Origin of the sequence: Georgenia wutianyii (assembly GCF_006349365.1) — a bacterium.
GTDB lineage: Bacteria > Actinomycetota > Actinomycetes > Actinomycetales > Actinomycetaceae > Oceanitalea > Oceanitalea wutianyii.
This window is the reverse complement of record NZ_CP040899.1, coordinates 762582-778076: the sequence shown is the minus strand read 5'-3', so window position 1 is coordinate 778076 and position 15495 is coordinate 762582. Positions and strand designations below refer to the sequence as shown.

General features: G+C 76.0%; 17 protein-coding genes. 10 read left to right on the top strand and 7 right to left on the bottom strand.

All coding sequences use genetic code 11. The features are described 5' to 3' along the window. Nucleotides 1–141 precede the first annotated feature (141 nt). Nucleotides 142–711 (top strand): hypothetical protein, encoded by a 570-nt coding sequence (locus FE251_RS03395; RefSeq protein WP_139073497.1) that lies wholly within the window; start codon nucleotides 142–144, stop codon nucleotides 709–711. Between the two features lie 14 nt (nucleotides 712–725). Here FE251_RS03395 and FE251_RS03390 read toward each other — a convergent pair whose 3' ends face one another. Next, entirely contained in the window at nucleotides 726–1703 is a 978-nt protein-coding gene (locus FE251_RS03390) for a zinc-binding dehydrogenase (protein WP_139947869.1), read from the bottom strand. 117 nt (nucleotides 1704–1820) lie between these two features. Between FE251_RS03390 and FE251_RS16065 the strand changes: the two genes are divergently transcribed. Continuing rightward, a complete protein-coding gene (locus tag FE251_RS16065; protein WP_371327667.1) occupies nucleotides 1821–1895 on the top strand; it encodes a 50S ribosomal protein bL37 in 75 nt (24 codons plus the stop codon). A gap of 182 nt (nucleotides 1896–2077) precedes the next feature. On the opposite strand, the gene rsrA is transcribed toward FE251_RS16065, so the two are convergent. Further along, nucleotides 2078–2356, bottom strand: a complete 279-nt coding sequence (gene rsrA / locus FE251_RS03385) for a mycothiol system anti-sigma-R factor (RefSeq protein ID WP_139073495.1) — start codon at nucleotides 2354–2356, stop codon at nucleotides 2078–2080. Beyond that, the gene (locus tag FE251_RS03380; protein WP_139073494.1) at nucleotides 2353–2967 is read right to left on the bottom strand and encodes a sigma-70 family RNA polymerase sigma factor; all 615 of its coding nucleotides are present in this window, start codon (nucleotides 2965–2967) and stop codon (nucleotides 2353–2355) included. Before FE251_RS03380 ends, rsrA begins: the two co-directional genes overlap by 4 nt. A 173-nt stretch (nucleotides 2968–3140) precedes the next feature. On the opposite strand from FE251_RS03380, the gene FE251_RS03375 reads away from it, so the two are divergent. The 7 genes from FE251_RS03375 (at nucleotide 3141) to FE251_RS03345 (ending at nucleotide 12081) form a co-directional block, all read left to right on the top strand. After that, nucleotides 3141–3656, top strand: coding sequence for a DoxX family protein (locus FE251_RS03375; protein ID WP_139947868.1), 516 nt, complete (start codon nucleotides 3141–3143; stop codon nucleotides 3654–3656). 35 nt (nucleotides 3657–3691) lie between these two features. Next, nucleotides 3692–5029: a 3-phosphoshikimate 1-carboxyvinyltransferase gene (gene aroA / locus FE251_RS03370; RefSeq protein ID WP_139073492.1), complete on the top strand. Its 1338-nt coding sequence runs from the start codon at nucleotides 3692–3694 to the stop codon at nucleotides 5027–5029. A 10-nt stretch (nucleotides 5030–5039) separates the two neighbouring features. Next, on the top strand, nucleotides 5040–6083 hold the full coding sequence (gene rsgA / locus FE251_RS03365; RefSeq protein ID WP_139073491.1) for a ribosome small subunit-dependent GTPase A: 1044 nt from the start codon (nucleotides 5040–5042) through the stop codon (nucleotides 6081–6083). A 59-nt stretch (nucleotides 6084–6142) separates the two neighbouring features. Beyond that, complete coding sequence (gene hisN, locus FE251_RS03360; RefSeq protein WP_139947866.1) at nucleotides 6143–6946, top strand: histidinol-phosphatase; 804 nt, start codon at nucleotides 6143–6145, stop codon at nucleotides 6944–6946. An 81-nt stretch (nucleotides 6947–7027) separates the two neighbouring features. Then, nucleotides 7028–7762, top strand: a complete 735-nt coding sequence (locus FE251_RS03355) for an alpha/beta fold hydrolase (RefSeq protein WP_139947864.1) — start codon at nucleotides 7028–7030, stop codon at nucleotides 7760–7762. A gap of 93 nt (nucleotides 7763–7855) precedes the next feature. After that, entirely contained in the window at nucleotides 7856–9082 is a 1227-nt protein-coding gene (locus FE251_RS03350; protein ID WP_139947862.1) for an exonuclease SbcCD subunit D, read from the top strand. Further along, nucleotides 9082–12081 (top strand): AAA family ATPase, encoded by a 3000-nt coding sequence (locus tag FE251_RS03345; RefSeq protein WP_139947860.1) that lies wholly within the window; start codon nucleotides 9082–9084, stop codon nucleotides 12079–12081. Before FE251_RS03350 ends, FE251_RS03345 begins: the two co-directional genes overlap by 1 nt. A gap of 7 nt (nucleotides 12082–12088) precedes the next feature. Here the strand turns inward: FE251_RS03345 and FE251_RS03340 are convergent, their stop codons facing one another. The 3 genes from FE251_RS03340 to FE251_RS03330 are packed head-to-tail and all read right to left on the bottom strand — an operon-like array spanning nucleotide 12089 to nucleotide 14510. Continuing rightward, a complete protein-coding gene (locus FE251_RS03340) occupies nucleotides 12089–12571 on the bottom strand; it encodes a DUF6912 family protein (protein ID WP_139073486.1) in 483 nt (160 codons plus the stop codon). 59 nt (nucleotides 12572–12630) lie between these two features. Continuing rightward, nucleotides 12631–13872 carry a nucleotide-binding protein gene (locus FE251_RS03335; RefSeq protein ID WP_139947858.1) on the bottom strand — a complete coding sequence of 414 codons (1242 nt, stop codon included), beginning with the start codon at nucleotides 13870–13872 and terminating at the stop codon, nucleotides 12631–12633. Beyond that, complete coding sequence (locus FE251_RS03330; protein ID WP_139073484.1) at nucleotides 13869–14510, bottom strand: SAF domain-containing protein; 642 nt, start codon at nucleotides 14508–14510, stop codon at nucleotides 13869–13871. The genes FE251_RS03335 and FE251_RS03330 overlap by 4 nt, the downstream gene beginning before the upstream one ends. Before the next feature lie 135 nt (nucleotides 14511–14645). On the opposite strand from FE251_RS03330, the gene FE251_RS03325 reads away from it, so the two are divergent. Further along, nucleotides 14646–14861, top strand: a complete 216-nt coding sequence (locus FE251_RS03325) for a helix-turn-helix domain-containing protein (protein ID WP_176554785.1) — start codon at nucleotides 14646–14648, stop codon at nucleotides 14859–14861. Here FE251_RS03325 and FE251_RS03320 read toward each other — a convergent pair. After that, nucleotides 14851–15360, bottom strand: a complete 510-nt coding sequence (locus tag FE251_RS03320) for a hypothetical protein (RefSeq protein ID WP_139073482.1) — start codon at nucleotides 15358–15360, stop codon at nucleotides 14851–14853. The two genes, FE251_RS03325 and FE251_RS03320, sit on opposite strands and share 11 nt — an antisense overlap. Nucleotides 15361–15495 lie beyond the last annotated feature (135 nt).

The window sequence follows — 15495 nt, the reverse complement described above, 5'->3', positions numbered from 1 at the left end:
TAGACCAGCGCACCCCGGCAAGCGTTGCCCATTTCCGGCTCGGACGGCGTCGGGGTCCACCGAAATGTCGGGCCGTTCGACCCATGCGACGCCCGACGCGTCGCGTGAGGATGGCACCTGGGGGAATGACGAGGAGGGGTCATGAGTCATCAGGTGCTCTGCGGTCCTACCTCGCACGCCGTCGCCGAGGCGGCCGGGGCGATCGCGTGCGTCGTGGCCACGCCACCGACGGTCGTCGCCGTCGAGCGGCTGCACGACACGGCGTGGCCGATGGCCGACGCCGAGTCCCTGCGCGGCGTCGCGCTGCTCGAGGAGTCCCGGCTGTCGGCCGAGTGCGTCGACCGGATCGGCCGCGACCACACGCGCCTGTTCGTCGGCGTGCCGCAGCGGTGCGCGGTCGCGCCCACCCACGCGCCCGACGCCGCCGCCCCGGCCCTCGCCCGGCTGCGCTTCGAGATCGTGCGGGCCGAGGTGCTGCTGCCCGCCGCCACGGGCGTCGACCTGTCCGACGCCCTGCACGCCCTCGCGGCACTCCTCACCGGACCGGTGAGCCACGTGACCCTGCGGTGGCGCCACGAGCTGCTCGACGAGCACCTGCTCACCTGGGGCACCCGCTGCCTCACCCGGACGCAGCTCGGCGCGCAGACGTTCTTCTTCCAGGGCGTGGCGACGCTCGGCCTGGGCCTGCTGCGCCGCGCGTCGGAGCACTGACCGACGCGGGCGCCTCAGGCCTCGGGCAGCTCGAGGACCAGCTTGCCGAAGACGTCGCCGTCGAGGAGGCGCCGGAAGGCGCGCGCGGCGTCGGCGAACGGGAGGACCTCGTCGACGAGCGGCCGGGCGCCGCTCGCGACGAGGAAGGCGACCAGCCGGCTCAGCTCCTCAACCGTGCCCATCGTCGAGCCGGCGACCTGGACGCTGCGGAAGAACACCCGCCCCAGGTCGGCGGGCGGCATCGCCCCGCTCGTGGCACCGGCGACGGCGATCGTCCCTCCGGGGCGCACGGCGCGCAGGGAGTGGGCCCACGTCGCCTCCCCCACCGTCTCCAGGACGGCGTCGACCTGGGCGGGCAGTCGCGCCCCGCTGGGGAAGACGGCGTGCGCACCGAGCTCGAGGGCACGCTGGTTGCGCGCCTCGTCGCGTCCGCACACCCACACCTCGAGGCCGGCGGCCCGGCCGAGCACGACGGCCGCCGTCGAGACGCCCCCGCCCGCGCCCTGGACCAGCACCCGCCGGCCGGGCCGCAGGTCCGCGGCATGGAACAGCAGCCGGTAGGCCGTGAGGTAGGCGGTGGGCAGGCACGCGGCCTCGGCCCAGGTGAGCTCGGGCGGCTTGGGCACGACGTTGCCCGGCGGCACCCAGACCGTCTCCGCGAGCGTCCCGGGGTACTTCTCCGACAGGAGCGTGCGCGCTGGGTCCAGCGTCTCGTCGCCGCGCCAGCCCGGGCTCGCGACGACGGCGTGGACGACGACGTCGCGGCCCTGGTCGTCGACCCCGGCGGCGTCGCAGCCGAGCACCATGGGCAGCCGGTCGGCCGGCAGGCCCACCCCGCGCAGGGACCACAGGTCGTGGTGGTTGAGCGCGGCGGCCCTCACGCGGACCGGCACCCACCCGGGCTCGGGCGGACCGGGGTCCGTGATCTCCCCGACGACGAGCCCCTCGAGCGGGTGGTCGGCGTCCTGACCGGCGGCGTAGGCGGCGAGCATGGCCCTACCCTGCCACGTGGGCCGCGGGGGCACTTGGCGGCTGCCTCGGCGGATGTGCGACGATAGGACACTGTTATCCCACCCGAACGGGGTGGACCGACGCACCCGGGAGTAACCATGAGCAAGCGCGGACGCAAGCGCAAGGCACGCGCCAAGGGCGGGGCCAACCACGGCAAGCGCCCCAACGCCTGAGCACGAGGGTCGGCCAGCTGGCCGGCCCTTTCGCTTGTCCTCAGCCCGGCGGCGCCGGCACCGGCGCCCGCCCGTCGGGCACGAGGTGCCCTTCGCGCCCCGGCCCGAGGGCACCCGTCGACCGATCGGCCTGGGCGCCGCGGAGGACCCGCCGGCCGCAGCGGCCCGGCCGGTCCCGGACGTCAGCGGATGGTGCCGCCGCCGCGCAGGACGCCGATCTGGGTGATGACCCGCAGGCGCAGCGTCGAGGGCGCGACCTCCTGGCACGAGCGGCGCAGCAGCAGCCGGACCCTCGTCTCGGCGTCGGTCGCCTCCTGGCAGGTGGCGCACTCCTCGACGTGGCGGTGCAGGCGCGCGCTGTCCTCCACGGTCATCTCGGAGTCGACGTACTCGAAGAGGTGCTCGAGCATCTCCTCGCAGCGGCAGCCCTCGATGGGGTCTGGATGCGTCGTGTCGGTCACGGTGTCGCCTCGATCTTCATTCCCAGGTCCCGGGCGTGGTCGGCGAGCCGCTCACGAAGCTGACGCCGTCCGCGGTGCAGGCGTGACATCACCGTGCCGATCGGGGTCGACATGATCTCGGCGATCTCCTTGTAGGCGAAGCCTTCGACGTCGGCGAGGTAGACCGCGATCCGGAAGTCCTCGGGCAGCTCCATGAGCGCGTCGCGGATCTCGGAGTCGGGGAGCCGGTCCATCGCCTCCATCTCTGCGGAGCGCAGGCCCGTGGAGGTGTGGGAAGCGGCGCGGTGGATCTGCCAGTCCTCGACGCTCTCCGCGTCGGACTTCTTCGGCTCGCGCTGCTTCTTGCGGTAGGAGTTGATGAAGGTGTTGGTGAGGATCCGGTACAGCCAGGCCTTGAGGTTCGTGCCCGGCTTGTACTGGTGGAAGGAGGCGAACGCCTTCGTGAACGCCTCCTGCACGAGATCCTCGGCGTCCGCGGGGTTGCGGGTCATCCGCATCGCGGCCGCGTAGAGCTGGTCGAGGTAGGGCAGCGCCTCGACCTCGAAACGCGCGGCACGCTCGGCGTCGCTCTCGCTCGCGGGTGCGCGGTCCAGCTCACGGTCCTCGGTCATCACCCTCGAGCCTAGTCCGCCCTCACGCGGGCGCGCGCCGAAGGTCGGGCGGAGGTCGGTCTCGTGGCCGAGCGTCGAACAGGTCACGGAAGGTGTAACCCGCGAACCCCTCCCGCCATTCCGGACGTGGCGCACCACTCGCCCGGAGCACCGGTTTGCGGTAGCAATGGTCCATGAGCATCTCCCGCCGCCTTGCCCGCCCGCTGCTCGCATCCTCGTTCGTCGCCACCGGTGTCGACGCCCTGCTCCACCCGGACTCCCACGTGGAGAAGTTCCGGAAGGTCGAGCCCGCCCTGGAGAAGGTGGGCGTGCCGCCCGCCATCGCCTCCGACACCCGCATGCTCGTGCGCGCGAGCGGCGCCGTCACGGCGGTCGCGGGGCTCATGCTCGCGACCAACCGCAAGCCGCGCACGGCCGCGCTCACCCTCGCCGCGATGACCGTCCCGGTGACGCTCGTCAACAACCCGGTGTGGACCGGCGGCGGCCGCGACCGCAAGAAGGAGATGCGCCGAGGGCTGCTCACCGGCGCGAGCCTCGTCGGCGGCCTGCTCATCGCCGGGCTCGACCGCGACGGCCGTCCCTCCCTCGCCTGGCGGGCGACGAACAGCCGCGAGCACAAGGCAGCCCTGCGCGAGGTCAAGGCCGCGGCCAAGGAGAGCAAGGCGGACCTCAAGGCGAAGCTGAGCTGACCGGCGTCCCAGGGCGGCCCGCTACCCTCGGGAGCATGCCCACCCAGACCACGCCCGACCTCGCCTGGCCGGCGCCCGTCGCCGCCGGGCCGCTCGACGCCGTCGTGCCGGTCCCCGGATCGAAGTCGCTCACCAACCGGTACCTGCCGCTCGCCGCGCTCGCCGCCGAGCCCACGCAGCTGCGCCGCCCCCTCCACTCGCGCGACTCCGCGCTCATGGTCGAGGCGCTGCGCGCCCTCGGCGTCCGTATCGAGAACGTGGACTCCGACGGCCGTCCCGCCGTCGACGGGCCCGACCTCCTCATCGACCCCGCGCCCCTGCGCGGCCCCGCCGAGGTCCACTGCGGCCTCGCCGGCACCGTCATGCGCTTCGTGCCGCCGCTGGCGGCGCTGGCCGACGGCACGGTGACCTTCGACGGCGACCCGCAGGCCCGCGTGCGCCCGATGGGCGCGCTCATCGAGGCACTGCGCGACCTCGGCGCCCAGGTGGACGATGACGGTCGCGCCGCGCTGCCCTTCACCGTCCACGGCACCGGCGGCCTGCCCGGTGGCGTCGTCGAGGTGGACGCGAGCGCCTCGAGCCAGTTCGTCTCCGGCCTGCTGCTCGTCGCCCCCGCCCTCGAGCAGGGCCTGGACCTGCGCCGCACCGGCCCGATGCCGAGCCAGCCCCACGCCGCGATGACCGTCGAGGTGCTGCGCGAGCGCGGCGTCGTCGTCGACGTCACCGTCGGCGAGGACGGCGAGCCGGCCCGCTGGGTGGTCCACCCCGGCCCGGTGGCCGGCGGGATCGTCCCCGTCGAGCCCGACCTGTCCAACGCCGGACCGTTCCTCGCCGCCGCGCTCGTCGCGGGTGGCCGCGTGCGCGTGCCGAGCTGGCCGACGCACACCTCCCAGGCCGGCGACCGGCTGCGCGACCTCCTCGTGCGCATGGGCGCCTCCGTCGAGCTCGGCCCGGCCGGGCTCACCGTCGCCGGCACCGGCGCCATCGACCCGATCGACGTCGACCTCCACGACGCCGGTGAGCTCACCCCCACCATCGCGGCGCTGTGCACGCTCGCCGACGGGCCGAGCCGCCTGCGCGGCATCGCTCACCTGCGCGGCCACGAGACCGACCGGCTCGCCGCCCTCACGACCGAGATCAACCGGCTCGGCGCGCACGCCCGCGAGACCGAGGACGGTCTGGAGATCGAGCCCGGGCCGCTGCGCCCGGCGCGCCTGGAGACCTACCACGACCACCGGATGGCGACCTTCGCCGCCGTCGTCGGCCTGCGCGTGCCCGGCGTCGAGGTCGTCGACGTCGCGACGACCGCCAAGACACTGCCCGACTTCACCCGCATGTGGACCGACATGGTCGCGACGGGCGGACGGGGCTGAGGCGGGGACGATGAGCCGGTCGCGGGACATCGGCACGGACGACGAGCGCGTCCGCGTCCGCCCGTCCAAGCGGGGCTCGCGCCCGCGCACCAAGGTACGTCCCCAGCACGACGACGCGACGACCGCGCGCGTCCTCGGGGTGGACCGCGGCCGCTACACCCTCCTCGCCGACGACGGCACCCGCCTCGTGGCGATGAAGGCCCGCGAGCTCGGGCGCGGCGCCCGCAACGCCGTCGTCGTCGGTGACCGGGTGGGCATCGTCGGTGACACGAGCGGGCGGCCGGGCAGCCTCGCCCGCATCGTGCGCGTCGAGGAGCGGAGCACCGCCCTGCGCCGGTCCGCCGAGGACAGCGAGGCCGCCGGGGTCGAGCGCGTCATCGTCGCCAACGCCGACCGGCTGCTCATCGTCACCGCGCTCGCCGACCCGCCGCCGCGTCCGCGGATGGTCGACCGCTGCCTCGTCGCGGCCTACGACGCCGGGATGGAGCCGGTCCTCGTCCTCACCAAGGCCGACCTCGCCGACCCGGCGCCCTTCCTCGCGCAGTACGCCGCCCTCGAGGTCACCGCGGTCATCACCTCCGTCGTCGACGGCGAGGTCCGCGGCCTGGAGGAGGTGCGCGACGTCGTCACCGGCCACGAGTCTGTGCTCGTCGGACACTCCGGGGTCGGCAAGTCCACCCTCATCAACGCGCTCGTGCCCGGCGCGGGCCGCGCCACCGGCGAGGTCAACCTCGTGACGGGACGGGGGCGGCACACGTCGAGCAACGCGGTGGCCCTCGAGCTGCCCGGCGGCGGGTGGGTCATCGACACCCCCGGCGTGCGCTCCTTCGGACTGTCGCACGTCGGTCCGGACGACCTCCTGCAGGCCTTCCCCGACCTCGCGGCCGTGTCCGCCGAGTGCCCGCGCGGCTGCCCCCACGAGGCCGGCGCGCTGGACTGCGAGCTCGACGCGTGGGTGGAGCGCGGGGACGCCGGGCCTGCGGGCGCCGCCCGCCTGGAGTCCTTCCGGCGGCTGCTCACCGCCCGCACCAGCCCGGACGCGCCCGAGTCCTGACCGCCCGCCTCCCGGCGCGCTTCACTTCCCGGCCGCCGCCGCACGGCTAGCGTGGACACATGCCGACGTCCCGCCTCCGATACGACGACGACCTGCGCCTGGCCCACGTCATCGCCGACCAGGTCGACGCCCAGACGATGAGCCGGTTCCAGGCCCTCGACCTCGTCGTCGAGACCAAGCCGGACCTCACGCCGGTCTCCGACGCCGACCGCAGTGCCGAGGCGCTCGTCCGCTCCCAGCTCGGGCGCACCCGGCCGCGCGACTCCGTGCTCGGGGAGGAGTTCGGCAGCACGGGGCACTCGCCCCGACAGTGGATCATCGACCCGATCGACGGGACGAAGAACTTCGTCCGCGGGGTGCCGGTGTGGGCCACGCTCATCGGCCTGGTCGAGGACGACGAGGTCGTCCTCGGTCTCGTGTCGGCCCCGGCGCTCGGCCGCCGCTGGTGGGCCACCCTCGGCTCCGGGGCTTGGACCGGACGGTCGCTGTCCTCCGCGCGCCGCCTCCACGTCTCGAGCGTCTCACGGGTCGAGGACGCCTCGCTCAGCTACTCCTCCCTCGACGGCTGGGCGGAGGAAGGTCGGCTGCGCGCCTTCCTGGGCCTGGCCCAGCGGTGCTGGCGCACCCGGGCCTACGGCGACTTCTGGTCCTACATGCTCGTGGCCGAGGGTGCGGTCGACCTCGCCGCCGAGCCCGAGCTCGAGACCTACGACATGGCCGCGCTCGTCCCGATCGTCACCGAGGCCGGGGGCCGCTTCACCAGCCTGTTCGGCGCACCGGGGCCGTTCGGTGGCAACGCCGTGGCCACCAACGGGCTGCTCCACGACGAGGTGCTGGAGATGCTCACCGCGCAGCAGGACTGAGCGCGGAGGGCACCCGCCCGCCCTGGCCGGGCCGGACCGGGCGCACTAGGCTCCGGAGCACGACGACGAGCGGAGACCGCCATGTCCCAGAGCACGTCAACGGCCCCGGCGCCGGTCATCCTCGTCCCCGGGTTCTGGCTCGGGGCGTGGGCGTGGGACGAGGTCGCCGCCGAGCTGCGCGCCGCGGGCTGCGACGTCCGGGCGCTCACCCTGCCGGGCCTGTCCCCCGACGCGCAGGACCGGGCGGACGTGACCGCCGAGGACCACGTCGCCGCGATCTGCGCCGCGGTCGAGGCCTCCGACAGCCCGCCGGTGCTCGCCGTCCACAGCGGCACCGGGTTCTCCGGTTACGCCGCCAGCGACCGCCTCGCCGGCCGGGTCGCCGCCATGGTCTACGTCGACACCGCGCCCGGGATCGGTGCCATGGACCCGGGCTTCACCGGGGGCGAGCTGCCGATGGACTGGGCCTCGCTGTCCGCCGAGGAGAACCTCGACGGCCTGAGCCCCGAACAGCTCGCGACGTTCCAGGAGCGGGCCGTGCCCCAGCCCGGCGGCGTCGTCCGCGAGGCCGTCGAGCTGCGCGACGACTCCCGCCGGGACGTGCCGACGACGATCATCTGCACGAGCTTCCCCGCCGAGCAGTACCGCGCCTACGCCGAGCAGGAGGAGGCTGGCTGGCTCGCCGGGATCCGCGAGCTGCGCAACGTCGAGTGGGTCGACCTGCCGACGAGCCACTGGCCGATGTGGTCGCGCCCGCGCGAGCTCGCCGTCGTCCTCGGGGACGTCGCCCGCCGCCACGGGGCGAGCCCGGCCTGACCGCCTCGGCGGAGCGCGGCCCGCGCCGCTGACCCCGGCCCGTCCCCGCCCGGCCTCCACGGCGATGTCGGAGGCGGCGGTTACCGTCGGGACATGCGCATCCTGCACACGTCCGACTGGCACCTCGGGCGCACGCTCCACGGGGTCGACCTCGTGGCGCACCAGGCTGCGTTCCTCGACCACCTCGTCGAGGTCGTGCGCCGGGAGAGGGTCGACGCCGTGCTCGTCGCCGGCGACGTCTACGACCGTGCCATCCCGCCCGTCGGCGTCGTCGACCTCCTCGACGACGCGCTGCTGCGCCTCACCGGGCTGGCCCGCGTCGTCCTCACCCCCGGCAACCACGACTCCGCCACCCGCCTGGGGTTCGGCGCCGCGATGTTCCGCGACCGGCTCGCCGTGCGCTCCCGGGTGGAGGACCTCGCCGTCCCCCTCGCGCTGCCCGCCGCCGACGGTGAGAGCGGCGCGCTGGTCTACGCCCTGCCCTACCTCGACCCCGACACCACCCGCCACCGCCTCGCGGGCCCGGAGACCGACGACGCCGGCGTGCCGCTCGTGCCCGCCCGGTCGCACGAGGCGGTCGCCGCCGCCGCGATGCGGCGGGTGCGGGCCGACCTCACCGCCCGCCGGGCCGGCGGCGAGCGCACGCCCGCCGTCCTCATGGCGCACGCGTTCGTCGTCGGCGGGCAGCCCTCGGAGTCCGAGCGCGACATCCGCGTCGGCGGCGTCGACAGCGTCCCGCTCGGTGTCCTCACCCGCAGCGGTGAGGAGAACCCGGACTACCTCGCCCTCGGTCACCTCCACGGGCCGCAGCGTGTCGGGCCGGGGCTCGCCCCCCAGCGGCCCGGTCCGCTCGCCCGCTACTCCGGGTCCCCCCTCGCCTACTCCTTCTCCGAGATGAACCACGCGAAGTCCAGCGTGCTCCTGGACCTCGGGCCCACCGGCGTCGAGCACGTCGAGCTCGTGCCCACTCCCTGCCCGCGCCGGCTCTCGGAGGCCACCGGCACCCTGGACCAGCTCCTCTCCCCCGCCTTCGACGGTCAGGCGGAGGACTGGGTGCGGGTCGCGGTCACCGACACCGTGCGCCCGCGGGACCTCTACGCCCGGGTCAAGGCGCGCTTCCCGCACGCGCTCGTCGTCCAGCACCGGCCGACCACCCCGTTGACCGGTGGCCCGGCGCGGGCGGTGACCGCCGCGCGCGACCCCCTCGAGGTCGCCGCCGAGTTCGTCCAGGACGTCACCGGCGCCGCGCCGACGGGGGCCGAGAGCGCGGTGCTGCGGCAGGCCTACGAGGCCGCGCTCGCCGCGGAGAGGAGCGCCTGATGCGCATCCACCACCTCACCGTGGAGGCAGTCGGCCCGTTCCCCGGGCGCCACGAGGTCGACTTCGACGAGCTCTCCGCCGGCGGGCTGTTCCTTCTCGAGGGACCCACCGGGGCGGGCAAGTCCACCCTCATCGACGCGATCACCTTCGGCCTGTACGGCACCCTCGGCTCCCCCGCCCGCGACGACCGCCTGCCCTCGGCCCACGCCCCGGGCGCCGAGCCGGTCGTCGAGGTCGTCTTCTCCACCGGCGAGGGCATCTTCCGGGTCCGCCGCACCCCGGCCTACGCCCGCCCGAAGCGTCGCGGGGAGGGCACCACCCGGCAGAACGCGACCGCCCGGCTGTGGCGCCTGGAGTCCGTGACCGACGACGCCGGTGAGCCGGTGGCCACGACCACGCAGGAGGTCGGCACCGAGGTCCGCCGCATCGTGCGCCTCGACCGGGTCCAGTTCAGCCAGACCGTCGTCCTGCCCCAGGGCCGGTTCTCCACGTTCCTGCGGGCCAAGCCGGACGAGCGCGCCGCCGTCCTCCAGGACGTCTTCGGCACCGAGGTCTACCAGCGGGTCCAGGAGCAGCTGGTCGACATGGCGCGCGAGGCGAGACGCGAGGTCGCGGCCGCCAAGCAGGACGTCACCACGGCCACCGCGAGCCTCGTCCACCTGCTCCCCGACGGCGACCCCGCCGGCGAGCAGCTCACCCGGGCTGCCGAGGAGCTCGACGCCACCGCCCTGGAGTCGGCCGCGGCGCAGGTCGTCGCCCACGCCGAGGAGGAGCTCGCCCGCGCCGCCGCCCGTCAGGAGGCCGAGCGGGTCGCCGAGGAGGAGGCCCGACGTGCCGTGGACGCCCAGCGCGAGCTCGAGCGGCTCGTCGAGCGGCGGGCCCGGCTGCTGACCGAGCAGGCCGCCCTCGCCGAGCGGGAGCCCGCGGTCGCGGCGCAGCGTGAGGAGCTCGCGGCCGCCCGCCGGGCCGCCGTGGCCGCAGGCGCGCTCAGGGCCCAGGCCGAGGCGCAGGAGGCGGTGGAGCGCGCCCGGGCAACCGTGGAGGACGTGTGCGGCGCAGTCAGCGCCGGGCCGGACTCCGACCTCGGAGAGCTCGAGCTCACCGGGCTGCGTGCCCTGCTCGACCAGCTCACCGGGGAGCGCGGCGGCCTCGTCGACCTCGTCGACCTCGAGGCGGGCCTTCCTGCCCGGGAGGCCGCGCTGACCCGCGAGGAGACCGACCTCGACCGTCGGCGGACCGCGCTCACCGAGCGGTGTACCGCCCTCACCGCCCGGCCCGAGGAGCGCCGGCGCCTGGAGATCGCCCTCGACCACATCCAGCGCACCGCCCTGAGCGTGCCCGCGGCCGAGGCTGCCGTCACCACCCGGCGCGCGGTCCGGGACGCCGCCCGCGACGCCGAGGCACGGCGCGGTGAGCTCGCCTCGGCGCAGGCGGCGGTCACCGTCGCCGCCAAGGCGGCCGGCGAGGCACTCGACGCGGAGCACGCCGCGCGCCGTCGCTGGATCGCCGGCATGGCGGGCAGCCTGGCGGCCGAGCTCGTCCCCGGCACTCCCTGCGCCGTGTGCGGCGGGACCGAGCACCCCGCCCCCGCGCCCCGCTCCCCCGAGCACGCCACCGAGGAGGACGTCGAGGCCGCCGCCACCGGGCGGCAGCGGGCAGAGGCCGCGCTCGCCGCGGCGCGGGAGGAGGTCGCCCGCGCACAGGCACGGCTGCGCGCCGCCGAGGACGCCTCCGGTGGGCAGCCGCTCCCCGCCGCGGAGGAGGCGCTGACCATCGCCCAGGCCGACCTCGCCGACGCCCGTGAGGCCGTCCGGCTCGCCGAGCTCCGCCGGGCCGAGCTCGCCGCCTTCGACGAGGAGACCGAGCGCCTGCGCGAGCAGGCCGCCCGGGAGGAGACCGCCGTCGCGGCGGCCACGGAGCACCTGCGCGGTCTCCGCACGTCGCTCGAGGCCGACCACGCCCGCTGCCGCCGCGCCGCCGCGGACGCCCCGACCGTCACGGCCCGGGCCCACCGGCTCGACGAGCGTCTCTCCGCCGCCCGCCGGATCGTCACTGCCCGTCAGGCCCAGCACGAGGCCCGCCGGCGCCGCGAGGACGCCGTCGCAGCGCTCGAGCGGGCGCTGGAGGAGACCGGCTTCCCCGACGCCGCCGCGGCGACCCTCGCCCACCGCAGCACCACCCGGACCGCCGAGCTGGAGCGTGCGGTCACCGAGCACGACTCCGCCGCCGCCCGCGTCCGGGACGGCCTCACCGAGCCGCAGGTCGCCGCGCTCACCGGCGCGGAGGTGCCCGCCCTCGAGGCGGCCACCGCCGCCCACGCCGAGCGCCACACGGCGCTCATCGCCGCCACAGAGGAGGCAGGGCGGGCGAGGGACGCCGTGGCCCGGCTGAGCCGCTGCCGGGTCTCGCTCACCGGCGTCCTCGACGCGCACCGGACGCTCACCGAGCGCACCGCCCCCGTGCTGCGCATGGGCGAGCTCGCCGCCGCCGGGGAGGGCAACGCGCGCGCCACGACGCTCTCGACCTACGTCCTGCTCCGCCGCTTCGAGGACGTCGTCGCCGCCGCCAACGACCGCCTCACCGTCATGTCCGACGGCCGCTACGAGCTGCGCCGCATCGACGAGCGCGAGGGCCGCTCACGCAAGGCCGGTCTCGGCCTGGCCGTCCACGATCACGTCACCGAGGCCTCCCGCGACCCGCACACCCTGTCCGGCGGGGAGACGTTCTACGTCTCGCTGTGCCTGGCGCTCGGGCTGGCGGACGTCGTCACCAGCGAGGCCGGCGGAATCTCGCTGGACACGCTGTTCGTCGACGAGGGCTTCGGCTCGCTCGACCCGCACACCCTGGACGGGGTGCTCGGTGAGCTCAGCAGGCTGCAGGCCGGGGGCCGCGCCGTGGGGATCGTCAGCCACGTGAGCGAGCTCAAGGACCGGATCGCCGAGCGCATCGAGGTGCGGCGCCTGCCCTCGGGCGCCTCGACCCTCACCGTGCGGGCCTGAGCCGCGCTCAGCCCTTGAGCTCGCGCGCGAGCGCCTCGCGCTCGACGATGTCGTGCCACAGGAGGTCGTGCTCGGCGGCCTTGTCGATCGCCTCGTCGTCGGTGAGCGCAGCGGCGACGTCGGGCTCGGCGTCGGCGTCGTCGACGTGGATGCTCACGACGGCGTCCCACGGGACCGTGGCCCGGACCTCGACGGCACTGGGCAGCTGGTCGTCCCCCTCGCTCCACGGGCGCGCACGCTCGGGCACGACGACGGTGGCGTCCGGGACGTCGGCCGCGAGGACCACCCGGCGCGGGAGCGCGGAGGACGCGGCACGCAGGTGGGCGATGCTCTCGTCGGCCGCGGCGAGCAGGGCTCCGGCCTCCAGGCCCTCGTCGTCCTCCTCGGGCAGCGCGCGGCGCAGCTCGGTGGTGACGGCGTGCCCCCAGCGCGGCGGGACCCCGGCCGGGCGGCTGAGGTCGGCACTCGTGGCCGGCAGGTAGATCCGCATGGCGACATTGTTGCCCACGACGCCGGGAGATCCGGGCATCCCGCGCCGGGGGACGCCGCTCAGCGGACCGCGCGCCGCAGCACCCGTCGCCCGCGGCGGGCGCGTTCCGGGGCCCCGGTGAGGCGCCCGGCGAGCTCCTGGACCGCCGACCGCGCCCGGCTGCCGTGGGCGACCTCGGCGAGCGTGGCTCCCTGGAGGACCGCCCGGTCCAGGGCCGCCCGGTCGTCCGGCACGAGCAGCGGGTCCATCACCCCGGCGAAGCGGGCGAGGGCCTCCACGACGGCCTGCTCCGGGTTGGCGCCGGCGGCCGAGCCGCGCACCCGGTTGACGACGACCACCCGGCTCGCGTGGGGCGCGCAGACCTGGGCGTCGGAGAGCTCCTGCAGCGCCGTGACGAGCCGGTGCATCCCCACCGGCTCGGCCGCACCGACCACGACGACGACGTCCGCGGCCGCGAGCGCCGACAGCGCCGCCTGGTGCCGCCGCGGTGCACCGAGCCCGCCCACCGGTTCGTCGATGCCGGCGCCGACGTCGACGACGACCCACGCCGCCGTCTCCCGCGCCTGCTCCCACACGACGTCGAGGGAGGCCGCGGGCAGCTCGCGCCAGCGGTCGGCCCGGGTGAGGCCGGTGAGGAGCCTCAACCGCTCCCCCAGCCGGCGGGTCACGCCCCGCATCGTCCCGGCGTCGAGCCGACCGTCGCCGGCCAGCCGAGCCGCCGCGGCGATGCCCGCCGTCTCGTCGAGCACCCCGAGGACCTGCGTGACGCTCGGGGCCTCGGTGTCCGCGTCCACGAGGAGCGTGGGCTCGTGGGCGGCGAGCTCGGCGGCGAGGTTGACGGCGATGCTCGTGCGTCCCGGGGAGCCGCGCGGCCCCCAGACGACGACGAGCCGGCCCGTCGTCGCCGGAGCGGGCGGTGGTGGCTCCTCCTCGACCGGGTCGGCCGCCGGCTCGCTGTGGACGAGGTCGCCGACGACGCGCGCCCACTCCTGCGCGCCGTCCTCCGCCGCGACCACCGCCGTCGCCCCGAGCGCGCGGCACCGGGCCGTGTCCACCGGCGCGGCGACGAGGACGGTGCGCACGCCTGCCGCGGCGAGCTGACGGAGGACCGGGCGGTCGAGGTCGGGGAGGTCGGCGGACAGGACGGCGAGGGAGCCGAGGCCCGCGAGTCCGGCGGCGAGCACCTCCGGCACGTCGGCGCACCGCCGCACCACCCGCAGCCCGGTGTCCGGGGCGTCGAGGAGGGAGACCAGCTCGGCCTCCTCCGGTCCGGTGAGCGCGAGCAGGACCCCCGCGGTCACGGGCCCGCGCCCGGGACCGGCACGACGACGATCTCCCCGTCCCCGGCGACGGCCGCGAGCACGTCGGGCAGGTCGTCCTGCGTGACGAGGACCTGCACGGCCGATCCGCCCGCGGCGGCGAACAGCGAGTCGGCCTCGAGGAGGTCGGAGACGACGAGCCGCTCGGCGAGCAGCCGGGGCTCCTCGGGCTGCGCCTCGAGCCCGGTCGCGGCCACGGCGGTGTGCCACAGGTCGACGACGGCGCCCTTGGCGACGCCGCTCGGGGGCGGGCCTGGCATCGACACGACGACGGGGCGCAGCGCGACGTCGGCGGCGCTGCCCACCGCCGAGGCCGGGACGAGCTCCCCGGCCCCGACGACGCGGGTGACGACGGCGTCGGCGGGCAGGTCGGCGCCGGCGGCGAGGTAGGTGTCGCCCAGGCCGTCGGGCCGCACGGCGTGGGGGCGCAGGTCGGCGGCGGACAGGAGGTCCCCCGGGGCCAGGGTCTCGACGGCGACGAGGACCTCCGTCGTCCGGTCCGCCCGGGCCACCGCCCAGCTGCCGAGCGTCACCGACGCGGCGACGAGGAGGACCCCCACCCCGAGCCGCGGGTCACGCCAGGTGGGCCTCCGCAGCCGCTGCACGCCGTCGTCGCTCATCGCACTCCCTCCCGTGCTTGGGCCCATGGTGCCCGCTCGGCTCGGCCCGCGTGCGCGTTCTCCACAGGAATTCCGGCCCGGGACACCGTCCACAGGCTGCGGCCGTGCCGACGGGCACGGTGAGACACTGTGCCCATGGCTCGCTTCCTCACCCTCGCCGACGTCGCGGAGGAGCTGTCCATCTCGGTCGCGCAGGCGCGCACGCTCGTGCGCACTGGCGAGCTGCCGGCCATCCAGGTGGGTGGCCGCGGCATGTGGCGCGTGGAGGCCGTCGTCCTCGAGGACTACATCCAGCGCCAGTACGCCAAGACCCGCTCCGCCGTGGCGGGCGGGCAGGAGCTCAGCGACTGACCGGTGCCGTGCGCACCGTGAGGACGTGGGCGAGCGCGAGGGCGACGCCGTCGTCGAGCTCGACGTGGTCCGCCGCCACCCGGACGAGCCGCCCCGCGTAGTCCCCCGCCGTCGTGCGGACGACGACGGGCACCTCCTCCCGCGCCAGTGCGCGCAGCACATGGGTGAGGCGCAGCCGCCGCTCGACGACGGGCGCCTCCGGAGCCGCGTGACCCAGTGAGCGCACCGCCGCCACGGCCGAGGCAGGGACGAGCACGCGCCGTCCGCCGTCGGCCAGGAGCAGCCACTGGACGGCGGCGTCCACGACCGTGCCGGCGACGTCGCTGCCGTCGCGCAGGCGGACGGTGAGCTGCCCGCCCAGGCACGCACGCAAACGGTCCGCGAGGGAGACCTGCGCGAGCTCGGCCTCGGCGAGGTCGAGCACCTCGTCGTCCTGGAGCCTGCGCTCCGCGTGGGCGAACTGGCTCTCGAGGTCGTCGAAGAGGGACTCCCAGCGCATCGCCCCACGGTAGTGCCGCCGCCCGTCGCGTCCACAGGTTCCGGCCCCGCCCTGGACAACCTCTCCCGCTGGGCGTACACATGTGAGCCACAGCACATCAAACGCTGTCAAACGACATCAACCGCACTCATCAGG